Source organism: Nonomuraea glycinis (genome assembly GCF_035920485.1).
GTDB classification, from domain to species: domain Bacteria; phylum Actinomycetota; class Actinomycetes; order Streptosporangiales; family Streptosporangiaceae; genus Nonomuraea; species Nonomuraea glycinis.
Window position 1 is genome coordinate 4,394,456 of sequence record NZ_CP109166.1, and the last position, 18,163, is coordinate 4,412,618.

14 protein-coding genes are annotated in these 18,163 nt (G+C 72.4%); 11 read left to right on the top strand and 3 right to left on the bottom strand.

The genetic code is table 11. The features are described from left to right. The first annotated feature begins 167 nt into the window (after window positions 1–167). Window positions 168–1,541, top strand: coding sequence for a hypothetical protein (locus OHA68_RS20915; protein WP_327109123.1), 1,374 nt, complete (start codon window positions 168–170; stop codon window positions 1,539–1,541). After that, window positions 1,538–2,653 (top strand): ARPP-2 domain-containing protein, encoded by a 1,116-nt coding sequence (locus tag OHA68_RS20920; RefSeq protein WP_327109124.1) that lies wholly within the window; start codon window positions 1,538–1,540, stop codon window positions 2,651–2,653. The genes OHA68_RS20915 and OHA68_RS20920 overlap by 4 nt, the downstream gene beginning before the upstream one ends. On the opposite strand, the gene OHA68_RS20925 is transcribed toward OHA68_RS20920, so the two are convergent. After that, complete coding sequence (locus OHA68_RS20925) at window positions 2,650–3,060, bottom strand: hypothetical protein (RefSeq protein WP_327109125.1); 411 nt, start codon at window positions 3,058–3,060, stop codon at window positions 2,650–2,652. The genes OHA68_RS20920 and OHA68_RS20925 overlap by 4 nt on opposite strands. Window positions 3,061–3,159: 99 nt before the next feature. Between OHA68_RS20925 and OHA68_RS20930 the strand changes: the two genes are divergently transcribed. The 5 genes from OHA68_RS20930 to OHA68_RS20950 all read left to right on the top strand — a co-directional run bounded on the left by OHA68_RS20930 (window position 3,160) and on the right by OHA68_RS20950 (window position 10,095). Further along, on the top strand, window positions 3,160–4,122 hold the full coding sequence (locus tag OHA68_RS20930) for a GlxA family transcriptional regulator (protein WP_327109126.1): 963 nt from the start codon (window positions 3,160–3,162) through the stop codon (window positions 4,120–4,122). Between the two features lie 98 nt (window positions 4,123–4,220). Then, window positions 4,221–5,990: a serine/threonine-protein kinase gene (locus OHA68_RS20935; protein ID WP_327109127.1), complete on the top strand. Its 1,770-nt coding sequence runs from the start codon at window positions 4,221–4,223 to the stop codon at window positions 5,988–5,990. 23 nt (window positions 5,991–6,013) lie between these two features. After that, on the top strand, window positions 6,014–8,893 hold the full coding sequence (locus OHA68_RS20940; protein ID WP_327109128.1) for an AfsR/SARP family transcriptional regulator: 2,880 nt from the start codon (window positions 6,014–6,016) through the stop codon (window positions 8,891–8,893). A gap of 76 nt (window positions 8,894–8,969) precedes the next feature. After that, window positions 8,970–9,572, top strand: a complete 603-nt coding sequence (locus OHA68_RS20945; protein WP_327109129.1) for a hypothetical protein — start codon at window positions 8,970–8,972, stop codon at window positions 9,570–9,572. After that, window positions 9,556–10,095 carry an OmpA family protein gene (locus OHA68_RS20950; RefSeq protein WP_327109130.1) on the top strand — a complete coding sequence of 180 codons (540 nt, stop codon included), beginning with the start codon at window positions 9,556–9,558 and terminating at the stop codon, window positions 10,093–10,095. The genes OHA68_RS20945 and OHA68_RS20950 overlap by 17 nt, the downstream gene beginning before the upstream one ends. 68 nt (window positions 10,096–10,163) lie before the next feature. Here OHA68_RS20950 and OHA68_RS20955 read toward each other — a convergent pair whose 3' ends face one another. After that, a complete protein-coding gene (locus OHA68_RS20955) occupies window positions 10,164–11,228 on the bottom strand; it encodes a S1C family serine protease (RefSeq protein WP_327109131.1) in 1,065 nt (354 codons plus the stop codon). A gap of 19 nt (window positions 11,229–11,247) precedes the next feature. Further along, window positions 11,248–12,678 carry an AMP-binding protein gene (locus OHA68_RS20960; RefSeq protein WP_327109132.1) on the bottom strand — a complete coding sequence of 477 codons (1,431 nt, stop codon included), beginning with the start codon at window positions 12,676–12,678 and terminating at the stop codon, window positions 11,248–11,250. A 78-nt stretch (window positions 12,679–12,756) separates the two neighbouring features. Between OHA68_RS20960 and OHA68_RS20965 the strand changes: the two genes are divergently transcribed. The 4 genes from OHA68_RS20965 to OHA68_RS20980 all read left to right on the top strand — a co-directional run bounded on the left by OHA68_RS20965 (window position 12,757) and on the right by OHA68_RS20980 (window position 18,080). Next, window positions 12,757–13,929: a hypothetical protein gene (locus OHA68_RS20965; RefSeq protein WP_327109133.1), complete on the top strand. Its 1,173-nt coding sequence runs from the start codon at window positions 12,757–12,759 to the stop codon at window positions 13,927–13,929. A 60-nt stretch (window positions 13,930–13,989) separates the two neighbouring features. Continuing rightward, window positions 13,990–16,167, top strand: a complete 2,178-nt coding sequence (locus OHA68_RS20970) for an acyl-CoA dehydrogenase (protein ID WP_327109134.1) — start codon at window positions 13,990–13,992, stop codon at window positions 16,165–16,167. 63 nt (window positions 16,168–16,230) lie between these two features. Continuing rightward, window positions 16,231–17,820 (top strand): hypothetical protein, encoded by a 1,590-nt coding sequence (locus tag OHA68_RS20975; RefSeq protein ID WP_327109135.1) that lies wholly within the window; start codon window positions 16,231–16,233, stop codon window positions 17,818–17,820. 128 nt (window positions 17,821–17,948) lie between these two features. Then, complete coding sequence (locus OHA68_RS20980; RefSeq protein WP_327109136.1) at window positions 17,949–18,080, top strand: hypothetical protein; 132 nt, start codon at window positions 17,949–17,951, stop codon at window positions 18,078–18,080. Window positions 18,081–18,163: the final 83 nt, after the last annotated feature.

Genomic DNA, 18,163 nt, shown 5'->3' on the forward strand with positions numbered 1-18,163 from the left:
TGTGGGGCTTCGGGGGAAATGTGTCGCATGGGGTGGCGGTAGCCGGTAGGGTCCGTGATCAGGTCGGCCGCGGGACCTCGGTGCGACTTCCGGAACCGCCTTTAACGCGATGCTCTCGCAGCTCGTGCCCCCATTCCCCGGCCGGCCCCGACCAGCCCGAGAGACAGATGGACACCTACGCCGACCTGATCGAGTGCGAGGACGTACTCCTGTTCGCGAACGCGGCGATCACCTCCACCGGGCAGCGCGAGTTCCACAGCGGGGCGGCGCATCAGCGGCTGTCCCTGGACTTCCTGCACCGCTACGTGCACGGCAACTACCCCGACCTCTACGCCGCCACGCTGGCCCTGGACATCAACGACCACAACGCGGCGATGATCGTCCACAACCTGCTGGCGACACCGGGGAGCGGTGACGGCAGGCTGATCGCCTGGCGGCTGGGCCGGATGAGCCCGCCGCGGGTCTACCGGCTGTTCAAGGACCTGCGGCGGGCTGGGGTCAACAACCGGCGCACCAGGGCGATCATCCGTGACTGGCTGCTGGCCCGCCCCGATCTGGCCTTCGACGCGGTCAAGTACCGCTCGGCGGTGAAGGCGGCGGTGCGGCACGCGCATCTGCGGCTGCCGGGCGAACTGGGCGACTTCCTGTTCGCGCCGCACAGCCGGGCGAAGTACGACACGCCGGTGCTGGAGGCGTGGCGGCGCGCCCACTATGACAAGCAGGCGCTGTACGAGCTGCCGTACACCGCCGCCGAGGGGTTCGCGGCCAAGCACGGGATCGCAAGGAAGGTGTTCCTGGAGCGGATCGAGCCCCGGCTGACCCGGCTGGAGCGGCTGCGGCTGATCGAGTCGGCGAAGAGCGCGGGCGTGGACAGCGGGGCCGACCTGGCCGCCCTGCCGTTGGTGCGGGTGGCGTCGTACGTGCTGTCGTTGCCTGTCGCGGAGCGGACGCATGAGCATGTCGCGGCGCTGCGGGCCGCCGCCGCGCGGGTGGCGGGGGCGCGGGCCGGCACCTGGGGGAGTGTCACGGCGGTGCTGGACGACAGTTTCTCCTCCTTCGGCTCGCCGGTGAAGCGGCGCCGGCCACTGGCGGTGGCGCTGGCCTGCCACTACCTGCTGGCGGCGCTGGCCGGGACCTACCAGGGGCTGTGGCTGTCGGGGCGGACGGACGCGGTGCGGGTGCGGCCTTCGGGGGCGACACCGCTCGGGCAGCGGATCATCGACGCGCTCGAGACCCGGCCGGACCGGCTGGTCATCGTCTCCGACGGCTGGGACAACGCGCCGCCGGGGCTGGCGGCCGAGGTGCTGCGGGTGTGGCGGCGCAAGCTCGATCCCCTGGGAGAGGTGGGCATCGTGCATCTGAACCCGGTGTACGACGCGGGGCGGTACGACGTCCGGCGGCTGTCGGCCTCGGTGCCGACCGCCGGGATCCGCGACGCCGAGGACCTGCCGGCACTGGTGGAGCTGGCCCAGTTCGCCGAGGGGCGCAGCGGTCCAGCCGAACTGCGCGCCTACCTGGCGGACCGGGTGGCGCGCCGATGATCGACCTCACTGGGCTGGAGACGCGGCCCGCGCAGACGTGGGGGGCGATTCGGCTGGTGCCGCTGGTGCGGCCGGAGCCGATCACGGACCTGCGCCTGCACGCCAAGGTGTACGGCGACGAACTGTCCCTGGTCGATTTGCCCGACAAATCGACGTACATCTCTTATGTCCCGCACGCCTTCGTGGCGTCGTGGACCGACGACGGCACGCCCGCCGCCGCGTACGGCACCCAACTCGACGAGCCGCAGCAGCACATGCCGGTCAGGACCCACCGCCGGATGGCCCGCCGGGCGGACAAGAACCGGCTGCGCTTCCTCCCCCTGCACCTCGCCCTGGAAGGCTTCCTCGCGCTGCACTTCGGCGGCCCCACGATCATGTGGGAGGAATGGTCGCGCCAGGCCGTCACCCAGGGCCTGTCCCCCCGGGTCGAGGAGGCCTACACCGGAGCCGAGGTGCACGGCCTGGAGGACGCGCTGCGCGTCTTCGAGATCCACCCCGGTCAGTGCGGCCTGCTCCTGTACGCCGCCGACTCCCTGGCCAGCGCCTTCGTGGTGCCGCACGCGGAGGACTACCGGGCGCTGCACCCCACGCTGATCCGCGACCTGTACGGCGAGCTGATCCACACCTACGCCCTGTTCCACCCGGCCGGCGACTTCGCCGCGGTGATCGACGAAGGGGCGGTCACCTCGCTGGCGGACCTGCGGGCGCAGGCCGTGCGGCAGGAGCGGGAGTGGGCCGCCTTCCACGACTCGGTCATGCTGGCCGGACTGCTCGCCGCGCCGGCCCGGGTGCAGGACGTCCACCGGCTCGGCCGGTTCACCCTGCGGCGCTTCCTGCCCGCCTTCGAGCGGCACGCCGAGAACCACCTCGGCGAGACGATCAACGACGCCGACGGGCGGACGGCGTACCTGAAGACCTTCAGGCTCTCGCAGGCGCAGGTCCGGCGCGGCTACCTGATCAGCAGGCTGGCCGAGCACGACTGGAGCCTGCCGGCGACGGCGGCCGCGCTCGGCACCGACGCCGCCTCGCTGGGGCTCCGGCTGGTGCGGGCCGGGTTCGGGCACCTGCTGCGGCAGGACGTCCTGGACGGCTACCGCAAGGCCAGGCGTTAGCGAGCGCAGCCCGCGTACTCGTCCAGGCGCCTGAGCATGACGGCCAGCATGGCCGGGAACATCGCCACGTGCGCGACGACCATCAGCGCCATCCCGTCGATGAGACCGAGCCATAGCAGCGGGAAGAGCGGCACGATCGGCGCGAACATCGCCCCGCACATCTCCAGCGTGGCGGGCCAGCCGTGGCCGCGGAACCGCATCCAGACGGCCATCCCGACGGACATGTTGAACGCCATCAGCAGGTAGGCGAGCTCCGGGTCGCTCTGGTAGGTGAAGGCGAGCCCGGCGGCGGACTGCGCGAAGCCCAGGACGAACATCCCGGCGAACATCGCGATGACCATCTCCACGTAGTGCCGGGCGAATCTCGTCCAGCGGCGGGCAGCGGTGTTCGAGGTGATCGGATCCATGTCCACGACTGTGCGGCAGCGGCGGATCCGAGGCCAGGAAGGTGAGAGTGGAGGTCCGGAATCTTGGGCTCTGCGTCTTTCGGACCTAGAGTCGGTGTCATGGAGACACGCCGCGTCATCGTGGTGGGCTACGACGCCGCGCAGTTACTCGACATCGCCTGCGTCACCTCGGCGCTGGAGAGCGCCAACTGGCACGGCGCCGCCCCCTGCTACGAGGTGCGCCTGGCCACCCCCGGTGGGCGTCCCATCGTCACCGACTCCGCGCTGACCCTCCAGGGGCAGGTCACCCTCGAACGGGTCACCGGGGTGATCGACACGCTCATCGTGTCCGGCGGCATCGGCTGCGAGAACGCCGCCGCCGACCCGTCGATCGTCGCCCACGTCCGCCGGCTGGCCAGGCAGAGCCGCCGGGTCGCGTCGGTGTGCACCGGCGCCTACGTGCTGGCCGCCGCCGGGCTGCTCGACGGCCGCCGCGCCACCACCCACTGGCAGTGGGCGCGGCGCCTGGCCACCCTGCACCCCAAGGTCCGGGTCGACGCCGATCCGATCTTCATCCGCGACGGGGAGGTCGCCACCTCGGCGGGGGTCACCGCCGCTCTGGACCTCACGCTGGCCTTCATCGAGGAGGACAACGGCGTCGAGCTGTCGCGCACGGTCGCGCGCGGCCTGGTGACCTACCTTCAGCGTCCCGGCAACCAGGCGCAGATGAGCATGTTCGTCAGCGCGCCGCCCGCCTCCAACAGTTTGATCAAACGGACCGTCGAGCACATCACCGGCCATCTGGACGCCGATCTCAGCACGCCTGCCCTGGCCGCCGGGGCGGGGGTGAGCGAGCGGCACCTGACCCGGCTGTTCCTCAAGCACCTCGGCCAGACGCCCGGCCGGTACGTCCGGCAGGCCCGCACCGAGGCCGCCGCGCACCTCCTGGCCTCTACCTCGCTGCCGATGGCGGCGGTCGCGGCCCGCTGCGGGTTCGGCACCGCCGAGACCCTGCGGCAGGCCTTCGTCGACCGGTACGGCATCGCGCCGTCCCGATTCCGGCTGGCCCAGGCGCCAGCCTGACCCCACGCGCCTGGCCCACCCGCCTGGCCCACCCGCTTGACCCACTCGCTTGGTACTGGGCGAAGCGGGAGAATCGGGACCTGGCTACTCTGTCTGCGGTGAGCGGCGAACGGGTCCTGGGCGGCTATGTGCTGCGGCGCGTGCTCGGCCGGGGCGGCATGGGCGAGGTGCATCTGGCCACCACGCCCACCGGAGGGCTGGCCGCGGTCAAGGTGATCCACCCGTCGCTGGCCCGCGACCCCGCCTTCCGCCGCAGGTTCGACCGGGAGGTGACCGCCGCCCGCCGGGTGGCCAGGTTCTGCACCGCCCCGGTGCTGGACGCCGGGATCGACGGGGACGTCGCCTACCTCGTCACCGAGTACGTCAAAGGCCCTGACCTGGCGCAGGCCGTACGTGATCAGGGGCCGTTGTCCGGCGGCAACCTGGAGGCGCTCGCGGTGGGGATCGCGACCGCGCTCAGCGCCATCCACGGCGCCGGGGTGATCCACCGCGACCTCAAGCCGTCCAACGTGCTGCTCTCCCCGCTCGGGCCCCGGGTGATCGACTTCGGCATCGCCCAGCTCATGGACACCGAGAGCCTGGTCAGCCAGGCCATCCTTGGCACGCCCTCGTTCATGGCGCCGGAGCAGGCGCGCGGCGAGCCGCTCACGCCCGCGACCGACGTGTTCGCGTGGGGCGGGGTGATCGCGTACGCCGGGACGGGCCGGCACCCGTTCGGCGCCGGAGCGCCTGGCGAGGTCCTCTATCGGATCGTCAACGAGGAGCCCCGGCTCGACGGCCTCGACGACGGCGTCCGGGGCGTGGTGGAGCGGGCGCTGGCCAAGGATCCGCGCGCCCGGCCCACGGTGGCGCGACTCCTGGGTGACCTGCTCGGCGGCACCCAGCACAGCGCCGCCTCGGCCACCCAGGTCGTCGAACGCACCTGGTCCGACCCGCCTTCGACCACCGCAGGCCCGCCTTCGCCCCCTGCGGGATCGTCCTCCGCCCCTACGGGGGCGTCCTCGGGCTTCGCGGGATCGTTCTCCGCCCCTACGGGCGCGTCCTCGGGCTTCGCGGGGTCGCCTGCCGCCCCTGCGGGATCGTCCTCCGCCTCTGCGGGGCTGTCCTCGGGCTTCGCCGGGTCGCCTGCGGTCCCTGCGGGGGAGTCCTCCGGGTTCGCGGGGTCGTCTGACGCCTCTGCTGCGGGACGGACGGTCACTCTCGCCGGGCCGACCGCCGGCTCTGGGTGGCGGCGTAAGGGGTGGGTGCTGGGGGGCGTCGGGGTGCTGGTCGCCGTTGCGGTGGGGGTGGCGGTCGTGGTGGCGCCGGGGCTGGCCGAGCAGACCTGGCCGTACGAGACGGACTTCGCCGACTCGTGGGCGGTCGGCTCGTCCGACGGCGGCAGCGCGGCACGGGACGCCTCGGGATACGTGCTGACCGTCAAGGACGGCTGGCGGCTGTGGAAGTCCGCGCCCCGGCGGGAGCCCGGCGGCGTGGTGGTCAGCGCGCGGGCCACGCTGCAGGAGGGGAGCGGGGAGTACGGTGTGTGGTGCCACGGGGCGGCCGGCTCCGGTGACCGCTACGAGTTCTCCGTGAGCGGCTCGGGCAAGGTCTCCATCGTCAAGCGCCGCACGGGGCAGCCGGGCGAGATCCTGTACGGTCCCGCGGCCGCCGAGACCACCAAGGCCGATCGGGTCGTGGCGGAGTGCGCCGGGAGCGGAGACGGGGTGATCCTGCGGATGTGGCTGAACGAGGGGCTCGTCGCGGAGGTCACCGACACCACGGACGCCTACGGGCCGAGCGAGGCCGGGGTGCACGCGGCTCCGGACGCGGGCGGGGCTGTGCGGGTGCGGTTCGAGTCGTTCGCGCTCAGGCCCGCGAAGAGCTGAGCACGACGGTGGTGCGGTTTCGGGTGCTGGGTCCGCTGCGGATCGACGGCGGTCCTGAGCCCGGTCCGGCCAAGCACCGGGCGCTGCTGGCGGCGCTGCTGGTCTCGGCGGGGCAGGCCGTGCCGGTCGAGCGGCTGATCACGATGCTGTGGGGAGAGCGGGCGCCGGTCTCGGCCGAGTCGGTGCTCAGGGTGTACGTCAGCGCGCTGCGCAAGGTGGTGGACGGCATCGCCACCGTGCCGGGCGGCTACCTGCTGGAGGTCGATCCCGACGAGGTCGACTGCCACCGGTTCGAGCGGCTCGTGGCGCGGGCCAGGAAGGCCGGGCAGGCGGGGGCGGTCGCCGAGGCCGCCGACGGGTTCCGGGCCGCGCTGTCGCTGTGGCGGGGGCAGGCCCTGGAGGGCATCGACAGTGCCGAGCTCCGCCGGGCGCACGGCGTACCTCTGGAGGAGTTGCGGTTGACCGCGCTCGAAGAGCGCGTGGAGCTGGACCTGAGGCTGGGCCGGGGCGGTGAGGTGGTCGGCGAGCTTCGGGCGCTGGTCGGCGGTTATCCGCTCAGGGAGCGGGCCTGGGGGCAGCTCATGGCCGCGCTGGGGCAGGCGGGGCGCCGGTCGGAGGCGTTGGCCGTTTATCAGGAGGCGCGGCGGACGCTGGTGGAGGAGCTGGGTCTGGAGCCGGGGCCCGAGCTGCGGGAGGCGCACCAGCGGGTGCTGGACGGCGGCGAGGCGTATGCGGGCGCCGTTTCGCCCGAAGAGCGAAAAATTCCGCTTAACGAGACGCCGCCCGATATTTCGGACTTCACGGGAAGGGACGACGTCCTCGCCTGGATCATCGCCTCCGCCCGCCCCCACGGGTCGTCGACGACCCCCGCCCAAGACGGCATATCGACGGGGCTGCCCGGCGCCGGCGCCGTGGAGGGCTCCGGGGACCGTGCGGCGTCGGGGGGCCTCGGGGGTGGGGTAGTGGGGGCGCCGGTGCATCTGGTGGTGCATGGGGCGCCTGGGTGTGGGAAGTCGGCGGTGGCCGTACGGGCTGCGACGTTGCTTGATCTGCCTGGTGGGAGGCTGTACGCGGTGCTCGGTGCGCGGGCGCCGGGGGCCGTGCTGGAGGATCTGCTGCGTTCGCTCGGCTGCCCGGACGGGTCGGTGCCGCCGACGCTGGACGGGCGGGTGCGGCTCTATCGCAGGCTGACGTCCGGCCGGCGGCTGCTCGTGGTGCTCGACGACGCCGCCGACGAGACGCAGGTACGGCCGCTGCTCCCGACCGGGCCCGGCAGTGTGACGATCGTGACGAGCCGGTCACCGCTGGCCGGGCTGGAGGCCGCTCGGGCGTACGAGCTGGGGGTGCTGGAGGCGGGCGAGGCGCTGCGGTTGCTCGCGAACGTGGCGGGGCGGGACCGGGTGGAGGCGGAGCCGGAGGCCGCGCGGACCCTCGTGCGGCTGTGCGGCGCGCTGCCGCTGGCGCTCCGGATCGCCGGGTCGCGGCTGGCCAGGAAGCAGGGCTGGACGCTGGCGCACCTGGTGGGGCGGCTGGCGGACGAGCGGCGCAGGCTGGACGAGCTCAGCGCGGGCGACCTGGCCGTGCGCGGCAGCCTGGCGCTGGGCTATCGCGGGCTGGCCGAGCCGGAGCGGCGGCTGCTGCGTGCCCTGGGCGCGCTGACGGCGCCCGACTTCGCCTCGTGGGTGCTGGGCGAGGATCTGGAGCCGCTGGTCGAGGCGGGGCTGCTGCAGTCACGCGGGCTGGACGAGGCGGGCCAGGAGAGGTACGGCCGGCACGACCTGACCAGGCTGTACGCGGCCGAACGGCTGGCGGAGGAGGAGGGCGGCCCGGCCGGTGTGCTGGCCGGCCGGGCGGCCGAGATCCTCGACAGGACCAGGCGGGCCAGGGTCACCCTGCTGCCCGCCGAGCCCGGCTCGGGCCGGACCCTGGTCCGTACGGCCGAGCAGTTGCTGGAGACGGGCCGGCTGCGGCAGGAGGCCCGCTGGCTGAGCGCGGAGCGCCGGTTCCTGGTGGCGACGGTCGGCGACTTCTTCCGGGCGGGGCTGAACGAGGAGGCGTGGCGGCTGGCCTTCTACCTGACTCCGCTGTTCGAGCTCGGCGGGCACCACGACGACTGGCACGCCACCACGGCGACGGGGCTCGACGCGGCCAGGGCGGCGGGCCACCGGCAGGGTGAGGCGCTGTTGCTGCGCGGCCTGGCCGACCTGCACCGGGCCGAGGGCCGCAACGACGCGGCGGCCGCCGCGCTGAGGGCTGCCCAACCCCTGGTCGAAGGGCTGGAACAGGCCCGGATCACGCTCCGGCTCGGCCTGGTCGAGCAGCGTCCGGCCGAGGCCGAGCGGGTGCTGCGCCGGGCGTTGCGGGTCTTCGAGCAGGCGGCGGACCAGCGGGGCAGGGCCGACACCCTGCGGGCGCTCGGCGCGCTGCGCCAGGATCAGCGGCTGCTGGAGGAGAGCCTGGCCGCCTACCGCGAGCTGGGCGATCCGCGCGGCCAGGCCGAGTTGCTGCTCGACCTGGCCAGGCTGCACCTGGACGCGGGCCGACCGGCCGAGGCCGGCGACTGCGCGCGGCGGCGGATCGCCGTCAACCAGCGGCTCGGCGACCGCCTGCCGGAGGCGGTGGGCCTGCTCGTCCTGGCCAGGATCGCGCGGGCGCAGGGCTCGCCGCAGGACGCGGTCGCCCCGGCCCGTCAGGCGCTGGAGACCTTCACGGCGTACGGTGATCGCCGGGGCGTGGGCAACGCCCTGCTCGTCCTGTCGACGGTACTCATCGACCTTCATGAGATTGATGAGGCGGTTGAGATGCTTACGCGTGCTATGGGAGAGTTTGACGTCCTTGGTGACAAGCAGGGCCGGGCCGAGGCCGAGCGCCTCGCTCAGGAGGCGCACCAGCGCCGGATATAGCGGACTATGCGGATTCTGAAGGTCGCCCCGCTAGCGTCCAGTCACACGTTCGAACCCCCGAAAGGTGACCGTAATCATGCGCAAGACGCTCACGCTGGCTGTGGCCGCCGTCGCGCTCACCGGCTGCGGGATGCTTCCCGGACAGCTCGGCGGCGGCGGTGGCGAGGAGAAGCAGCAGACCACGGCTCAGGAACAGCCCACCAAGGAGCAGCCCACGCAGCGGCGGACCACATCGGATGAGCCGCAGCAGAGCGCCGCGCCGCAGGCCGACCAGGTGATCGCCACCCGGGAGGCCAAGGTCGCCTCGGGTGACGGCGGCACCGCCCGCGCCGACGTCACCGCGCTCAAGCGGCAGGGCAAGACCGTCACGCTCAACTGGACCATCACCGTCGTCGACGGCGAGGTCAACATACACAACGGCATGGGCAGCGCGACCCTGGACTACTCGGTGTCGGGCGTCTCCCTGATCGACCCCGTCAACGCCAAGCGCTATCGGGTCGCGCGCAACGGCACCGGGTCCGACGCGCAGTGCGTGTGCTCCGATACCCAGGGCAACTTCCTCAAGAAGGGCCAGACGGTCACTCTCTACGCCCTCTTCGCCGCCCCACCGGCGGACGTGACGAAGGTCAACATCGAGATGCCCATGATCGGCGTGTTGACCGATGTTCCGATCTCTTAGCCTCTCCCTCGCCCTGCTGCTGACCTCGCCGCCCACCGCCCCGCCGGAGTCCGCCACCGCGGTGGTCGAGGACCTGGTGCTGCCGGTCGAGGACATCATCGGCGAGATCGAGTCACTCGACGGCACCGAGTCCGAGACCCAGGAGGGCACCCAGGTCACCGTCGCCCTCACCAGCGACGTGCTGTTCGCGCTGGACAAATGGCAGCTGACGGCCAAGGCCAGGCAGCGGCTGGGCGAGGTCGCGGACAAGGTCAACACCGAGAGCGCGGGCGGCCTGGTCAAGATCCAGGGCCACACCGACGACCAGGGCTCCGACGCCTACAACCGCGGCCTCTCCCAGCGCCGCGCCCAGGCGGTGCAGCAGGTCATGCGCGGCCTGCTCACCGGCGCGGACGTGACCCTCCAGGCCCAGGGGTACGGCGAGAGCCGCCCCAAGGCGCCCAACATCGTCGACGGCCGGCCGATCGCCAAGAACCGGGCGAAGAACCGCCGCGTCGAGATCATCTACAACGTCAAGCAATGAGCGCGTCCGTTCACTGAGTTTCAAGGATTCTCAGCGATTCGCCCGGTGCGGGCGAAGGTCCTCGTCGGTTATTCGCCCGACAGTTCGCCCAAGGTTACGGTGATTGTGTCGGTTTTGCCGTTCGGGCGGATGACTTTGACCGGGACCGTGTCGCCGGGGCGGTAGGTGGTCAGGGACTCGGTGAGCTCGGCCATCGCGGAGACGCGTTTGCCGCCGATGCCGATGATCACGTCCCCCTCGCGGAGGCCGGCGCGGGCGGCGGCGCTGTTCTTCTGTACGACGCCGACGCCGATCCCCGTCGGCTGCCCGTTCGCGCCGATGATCGTGTTGCCCTTGATGCCGAGCGCGGCCCGGTGGCTGTTGATCACCTTGCCGTGCTCGACGATCTGGGCCGCGATGTCCAGGGCGATGTTGCTCGGGATGGCGAAGCCGATACCCGACGCGGGGCCGCCCATGGTGGGGTCGGAGGCGGCCAGGGTGGGAATGCCGATCACCTGCCCGGACAGGTTCACCAGGGCGCCGCCGCTGTTGCCCGGATTGATCGCCGCCGAGGTCTGGATGGCGCCGGCGATCGTCGCGCCGGTCGAGCCGGGGCTCTCCGGTTCGGAGACCGTACGGCCGAGCGCCGAGACGATCCCCTCGGTCACGCTGCCGGACAGGCCGAGCGGGTTGCCCATGGCGAGCACGAGCTGGCCCACCCTGAGCTTGGCCGAGTCGCCCCACCTGGCCGGTTGCAGGCCCTGCGCGTTGTCCACCTTGATGACCGCGAGGTCGCCCGCGGCGAACGTCTTGACCAGCCGGGCCTTGCGCGGGCTGCCTCCGGTGGCGAACGTCACGTTCATCTGGGTCGCCTCGCCGACCACGTGCGCGTTGGTGATGACGTGTCCCTCGGCGTCGTAGACGATGCCGGAGCCGAGGCCCGCCTTGGTGTTGATCTGCACGATCGACGGCAGCACCTCGGCGATGACGCGCTCGTACGCCTCCTCCAGCGGCTGAACGGGAGGGGCGCTGACGGACGCCGAGGCCGGTGGCGGGGCGGGCGAGGTGGCCCGTGGGAGGACGGCCGGCGCGCCCGCCGTCCCGCACGCGGTCAGCAGGACCGCGGCGGCCAGCCCCCCGGCGACCCTCCCCATAGAGGCCTTTGTGCCCAGCTCAGCGGGAAAGATACGCCTCGCGGACCTGGCGTCTGCTCAGCTTGCCGGTGGGCGTGCGGGGCAGGGCGTCGCGGTACTCGATCACGCGCGGATGCTTGAGCCTGGCCAGCCGGGGCTCGCAGTGCCGCAGCAGCTCGGCGGTGAGCTCCGCGCCGCCGGGGACGCCGGCGACCGGCTGGACCAGCGCCACGACCGTGTGACCCCACTCAGGATCCGGTACCCCGATCACCGCCACGTCGGCCACGGACGGATGCTCCAGCAGCGCCGCCTCGATCTCCGCCGGGTAGACGTTGACGCCGCCGGAGATGATCAAATCGGTCCTGCGGTCCAGCAGGAACAAGTACCCGGCCGCGTCCAGATAGCCGATGTCGCCCGGCGTGTAGTCGCGCCCGCGCATCGCCTCGGCCGTCTTGGCCGGGTCGCCGTGATACTCGAACCGATTGATCCCGCCGATGTAGACCAGGCCCGGCTGCCCGGCGGGCACCGGCTCGCCGTCCTCGCCGATCACGCTGAACTCCATCCCGTCCAGCGCCCTGCCCACCGTGCCCGGCCTGGCCAGCCACTCCGCGGAGGAGACCATGGTGGCCACCGCCGCCTCGGTGGAGCCGTAGTACTCCCACAGCACCGGGCCCAGCCAGTCGATCATCGCCTGCTTGGTCGCGGGCGGGCAGGGGGCCGCGCCATGGTAGAGGTGCGTGAGCGACGACAGGTCGTACGAACTCCGATCCGGTACGGCCAGCAGCCGGTGGAACATCGTGGGCACCATGAACGCGTTCGTCACCCTGTGCCGCTCGATCAGCCGGAGCGTCTCGGCCGCGTCGAACCGCTCGGGCGCCACGATCGCGTGCCCGAACTGCAGCGCCATCATGGCCTGGCCGTACGGCGCGGAGTGGTAGAGCTGCGAGCACACCAGGTGCACACCCTCGGGCGGCAGCCCGAAGTGCGTCCAGCTCTTGCGCATGAGGATCGGGTGGAGCTCCTCGGGGGTGAGGTCGAGCAGCCGTCTGCGCACTCCCTTGGGGCGGCCCGTGGTGCCGGAGGTGTAGAGCATCATGGATCCGGCCCGCCGGTGCGCGGGCGCGTCGTCCGGCTGCCCGGCGGTGAGGCCGGCGACCGTGAGGTGCTTCGGCGAGATCACGATCCCGGCGCCGGAGTCGGCCACGATGTAGGCGATCTCCTCGTCGGTGAAATGCCAGTTGACCGGCACCAGGTAGGCGCCGATCTGGTAGGTGGCGAGCATCATGGTGAGCGCGTCGAGGCCGTTCCTGAGCACGGTCACCACCGTGTCGCCCTGGCCGGTTCCCCGGGCCAGCAGGCCGTTCGAGGCCCGGTTCACCTGGGCGAGCAGCTCTCCGTAGGTGGTGGTGTCATCGCCGAGCAGAGCAGCACGTTTCGGGTCATCGGCCGCGATCTCATAGAAGCCCCTCATGTCGGTGACATTACAGAATTAAGTTCTGCAGGGGGAATAGCAGAAATATCCCTTCCTCGGGTGACGTAGCCTCGACCCATGGCGGACGTCGGCGACCAGGATCAGACCCACGATGCTCCCACCGCTCCCTTCCGTAAGATCGTTTTGCCGCCGACGGACGAAACGATCACCTTTCCGAAGGTGCAGCCCGGAGCCGTTCCCCACCCCACCCCGGACACCGAGCCGAAGCCGGTGACGACGGGCCCCAAGGCCGTCCCGCCGACGCCTCGCTCGGGCCCCACGCGGCAGACCCCAGCGGCCGAGCCAGGCTCCGCGCGGCAGGCCCCAGCGGCCGAGTCAGGCTCCGCGGGGCAGACCCCGGAGGTCGAGCCAGGTTTCGCGCGGCAGGCTCCGAAGGCCGAGCCTCTCCCAGGTTCCGCGCGGCCGGCCGGGCCGCCGGTCTTTCCGGAGCAGGGGGCGCCCGCGCTGCCGCCGTTCCCGCCTCCGCCACCGCCGCCGAAGGGCGGGCTGCTCAGCCGGATCGGCGACATTCCGATCAAGGTCATCTACCTGCTGGGCGCCATCCTGGCGACCGTTCTGGCCGTGGTGCTGGTGTTCGTGATCTTCCCTGGCGAGGTGCCCGGCCGGCCGGAGGGCGAGCCGGTGGTGCCGGTGCAGCCGGTGCCCTCGGCCGTCTCGGCGTCCGTCCCGCCGAGCGGGGGCGCGCCGGTGGCAGTGCCGGCGGCCCCGGCGAAGCAGGCGTTCGCCCAGCTGCCGGGGAAGGCCAGCGTGGTGTCCGGCACGATCGTCGACCAGGCCGGCGGCATCAGCTATCCGAGGCTCGGCGAGCCGTGGTCGGCCCGGTCGTACGCGCCGTTCTCGATCGCGCAGCGGGCCGGCAAGGTGGCGGTCCCGCAGACGGTGATCGCCTCGGCCCCGCTGCCCGGCGCCATCGAGACCAAGCCGTCGAAGGACGCCGACTATCGCGCGCTGGCCGTACGGGCCGCGCGCTGGACGCTGCGCACGCAGTATCCCAAGGGCGCCACGCTGGCCTGGGCCGGCTCCCAGAAGACGCCTGAGGCCAAGGGGTGGACGCTCGGCTTCAAGGTCACCTACACGCTGGCGGGCAAGCGCCAGGAGGGCCGCGCCCTGGTGTCGGTGCTGGAGGCCGGCAAGACCAAACCCACCATGCTGGTGGCGTCCATCCCGGCGACCGGCAAGGCCTACTGGGCGGATCTGAATACCTTGGTGACAAAAGTCCGTCCGCTCTAGGCCAGAAGCATCCTCTAGAATATGGTTCTGGCTACTACGGGACCTGCCTGGAGGATGCACATGGCGATCGGTTTGAGCGAGGAGCACGAGGCGCTCCGCGAGTCCGTGAGCGGCTGGGCCGACCGGAACATCCCGGCCGAGCTGCTGCGCTCCGCGACCGACGAGCGGCCCGCGTTCTGGACCGGCCTCGCCGAGCAGGGACTGCTCGGCCTGCACCTGCCCGAGGACGCCGGCGGCTCCGGCTACGGGCTGCTGGAAGCCGCGGTGGCCATCGAGGCGCTGGCCGAGCGGGTGACCCCCGGCCCTTACCTGCCGACCGTGCTGGCCAGCGCGGTCATCCACGCCTCCAAGCACCACGAGCTGCTGCCCGGCCTGGCCGACGGCAGCCACACCGGCGCGCTGGCCCTGAGCGGCGCCCTGACCGGCACGCGGGCGAGTGACGGCTCCCTGATCGTCACCGGCACGGCCGAGCCCGTGCTGGGCGGCTCGTCGGCCGACGTGCTGGTCCTGCCCGTCGTCACCGCCGACGGGGAGGAGTGGATCGCCCTCGACGCCGCCGCCGTCACCGTCACCCCGGTCAGGTCGCTGGACCTCACCAGGTCCGTGGCCAAGGTGGAGCTGGCGGACGTGACCGTGCCCGCCGAGCGCGTGCTGGACGGGGTCGCCGGCTCCGACGTGCGCAACCTGGCCGCCATCCTGATCGGCGCCGAGGCCGCCGGCCTCGCCTCCTGGTGCGTCACCGCCGCTTCCGACTACGCCAAGGTACGGGTCCAGTTCGGCCGTCCGATCGGCCAGTTCCAGGGCATCAAGCACAAGCTGTCGCGCATGCTCGTCGCGCTGGAGCAGGCCCGCGCCACCGTCTGGGACGCCACCCGGGCGAGCGGCCGTGAGCTGGACTACGCCGCCGCCATCGCCGGGGTGATGGCCCCGGACGCCGCCGTGCAGTGCGCCAAGGACGCGATCCAGACCTTCGGCGGCATCGGCTACACCTTCGAGCACGACGCCCACCTCTACTACCGGCGCGCGCTCACCCTGCGCGCGCTGCTCGGCTCCTCCGCCGAGTGGGCCGCCCGCGTCACCGACCTCGCCCTGCGGGGGGTCGGCCGGGAGATGGAGATCGACCTGCCCGAGGACGCCGAGCCGGTGCGTGAGGCGCTGCGCGCGGAGATCGCGGAGCTCGCCGCCCTGGAGGGCAAGGAGCAGAAGCGGGCCCTGGCCGATCGCGGCTTCGTCATGCCGCACCTGCCCAGGCCGTGGGGGCGTGGCGCCACGCCGCTGGAGCAGGTGCTGATCGCACAGGAGCTCAAGGCGGCCAAGGTCAGGCTGCCGCAGATGATCATCGGCGCCTGGGTGGTGCCGTCCATCGCCGCCTACGGCACGCAGGAGCAGCAGGAGCGCTTCCTGCCCAAGACCCTCAGCGGCGAGACGATCTGGTGCCAGCTCTTCTCCGAGCCCGGTGCCGGCTCCGACCTGGCGGCGCTGCAGATGAAGGCGGAGCGGGTCGAGGGCGGCTGGCGGCTCAACGGCCAGAAGATCTGGACCTCCGTCGCGCACGTGGCCGAGTGGGGCATCTGCATCGCCCGCAACTCCTCCGAGGGCACCAAGCACGAGGGCATCACCTACTTCCTCGTCGACATGAAGGCTCCGGGCGTCACGGTCCGGCCGCTGACCGAGATGACCGGCGAGAACCTGTTCAACGAGGTCTTCCTCGACGACGTGTTCGTCCCCGACGACCTGGTCGTGGGCGAGGTCGGCGCGGGCTGGAAGGTGGCGCGCAACACGCTGTCCAACGAGCGCGTCTCGCTCTCCTCCGGCTCGGGCGGTACCGGGTCCTCGGTCCCCGACCTGCTCGGGCTCGTCGGCAGGCTCGGCCGCGAGCTCACGCCCGTGGAGGCGCACGAGGTCGCGGGGGTCATCTGCGAGGGCCACTCGATCAGCGCGCTGTCGCTGCGGGTGACGCTCAAGCAGCTCGCCGGCGCCGAGCCGGGCGCCGACGCCTCGGTGCGCAAGCTGCTGTCGACCGCGCACGCCCAGCACGTCTCCGAGACCGCGGTGAGCCTGCTCGGCGCGGCCGCCGTGACGGCCGCCGACATGAAGCTCGGCGACCCCGGCTACTGGAACCGGGCGGTGCTCGCGACCCGGGCGATGACCATCTACGGCGGCACCACCGAGGTGCAGCTCAACATCATCGCCGAACGCATGCTCAGCCTGCCCCGGGACCCGGAGCCGGGCAAGTAACACCTGCGGGGCGCGGGCCGCTACCCTCCCTGTTCCCGGAGGGCTCCGGGACAGGGACGGGTGGTGGCTGCGGTGGGTGGCGAGCGGGCGTGGCGGCTGGCTCCCGCGTTCCTGGGACTGGGGCTGGCCGTGCTGGCGCTCGGGCCGGCGCTCGGGTGGGGGTTCGTGCTCCGGTACGACCTGCTCTTCGTGCCGGATCCGCCGTTGCTGCCCGACACCGGGGGGTTTCCCCGCGCCGTGCCCAGCGACTTCGTGGTGGCGCTGCTGTCCCGGGTGGTGCCGGCGGAGGTCGTACAGAAGGCGTTCCTGGTCGGGATCTTCGTGCTCGCGGCGAGCGGCGCGGCGGCGCTGGTGCCGCCGGAGCGGCGGCTCGCGAGGCTGGTCGCCGCCGCCTTCTACGCCTGGAACATCTACCTTGCCCAGCGGCTCATGCTCGGGCAGTGGGCGCTGCTGCTCGGCGTGGCGGGGCTGCCGTGGGCGGTGCGGGCGACGGCCCTGCCCTGGCCCCGGCTGGCGCTGGCGCTGCTGCCCGCGGCGATCGGCGGGTTCCAGGCGATGCTGGTCTCGGCGCTCACCCTCCTGCCGATCGCCGCCCTCCGAAGCGGCACGCGGGTCGCGCCCGCCGAGGTCAGGGCGCGGGGGACGTCCGTCGAGGGTGGGGCGCGGGGGGCGTCCGCTTCAGGCGGGACGTCGGCGCGCGGGGTGTTCCCCGTGGTGGGGGTTCTGGGGGTGTCCAGTCTGCCGTGGCTGGTTCCCGCGTTGGCGTCCGGGGCGGTGACGGATCCGGCGGGGGTGGACGCGTTCGCGGCGCGGGCCGACGGGCCGTTCGGGGTGCTGGGGAGTCTGCTGTCGCTCGGCGGGATCTGGACGGCCGAGGCGGGCCTGCCGGGGCAGGGGGAGTGGTGGTCGGCCACCGTACGACTGCTCGTCGTGGTGGTGGGGGTCTTCGGGTACGCGCGGCTGCGCGTCGGCGGGGATCGGCCCGGGTGGTGGCGCGGGCTGGCGGTGGCGGCGGGGGCGGGGTTCTGCGTGGCCGCGTTCGGCGCGCTCGCGCCGGGGCCGCTCAAGTGGCTCATCGGACTGTGGCCGGGCTTCGGGCCGCTGCGGGACGGCCAGGTCTATCTGGCCCCGCTGGTGCTGCTGACCGCCGTGGGCCTGGCCTCGGTGCTGCGGTCGGGAATCCCGGCGGTGGTCGGGGTGCTGGCGCCGGTGCTGGTGCTGCCCACCTTCGCCGCCGGCGCCTTCGGCCGACTGGCGGCGGTGGAATACCCGCGGGAGTGGCGGGAGGTGCAGCGGATCGTCAACGCCGACCCGGCGCCCGGCGCGCTGCTGTCGCTGCCCTGGGGGGCGCATCGGGCCTTCGCCTGGAACGGCGGCCGGGTGGTGCTCGACCCGGCCACCAAGCTCTTCGACCGCCGGGTGATCTGGGACGACACGCTGCTCGTCGGGCTGCCGGACGGCGGCCGGCTGCGGGTGCGCGGCGAGGATCCGCTGAACCGCCGCGCGGGTGACCTGCTGGGACGACCCGACTTCGCCGCGCGACTCGATGTCAGGTACGTTCTCACAGTCGGTACTGAGAACCGGTTCCCATCTGGGCTCACAGGCTGGACGACTGTCTTCGAGGGCCCGGACCTGGTCCTGCTGAGGCGCTGACCGGCACTTTCCTGTCGTACCAGAGGGTAACTTATATCATCACGGTTTGACGAAACCCTGGCTTCAAGCCGGAACACGTTCTAGTCTCGGCTCACTGCACTGCACACCGATGTGGAAGGAGTTGCTCTGTGGTTCGAATCCTCGCGGCCTTGGGCATCGGGGCTCTGCTGGCGGTCGGAGCCTCTGTAGCGGTGGTCAACGTCGCGTCCCCGGTGCCGACTCCGGCGAACCAGCCGCTGTACAACTACGGCACCAGGTAATCCTGCCCCCCTAGAGAACCACACTGACGAAGCCATGCCGACTGAGCTCAGGGCGTGGCTTCGCCATGCCCGCATGCCCGCAG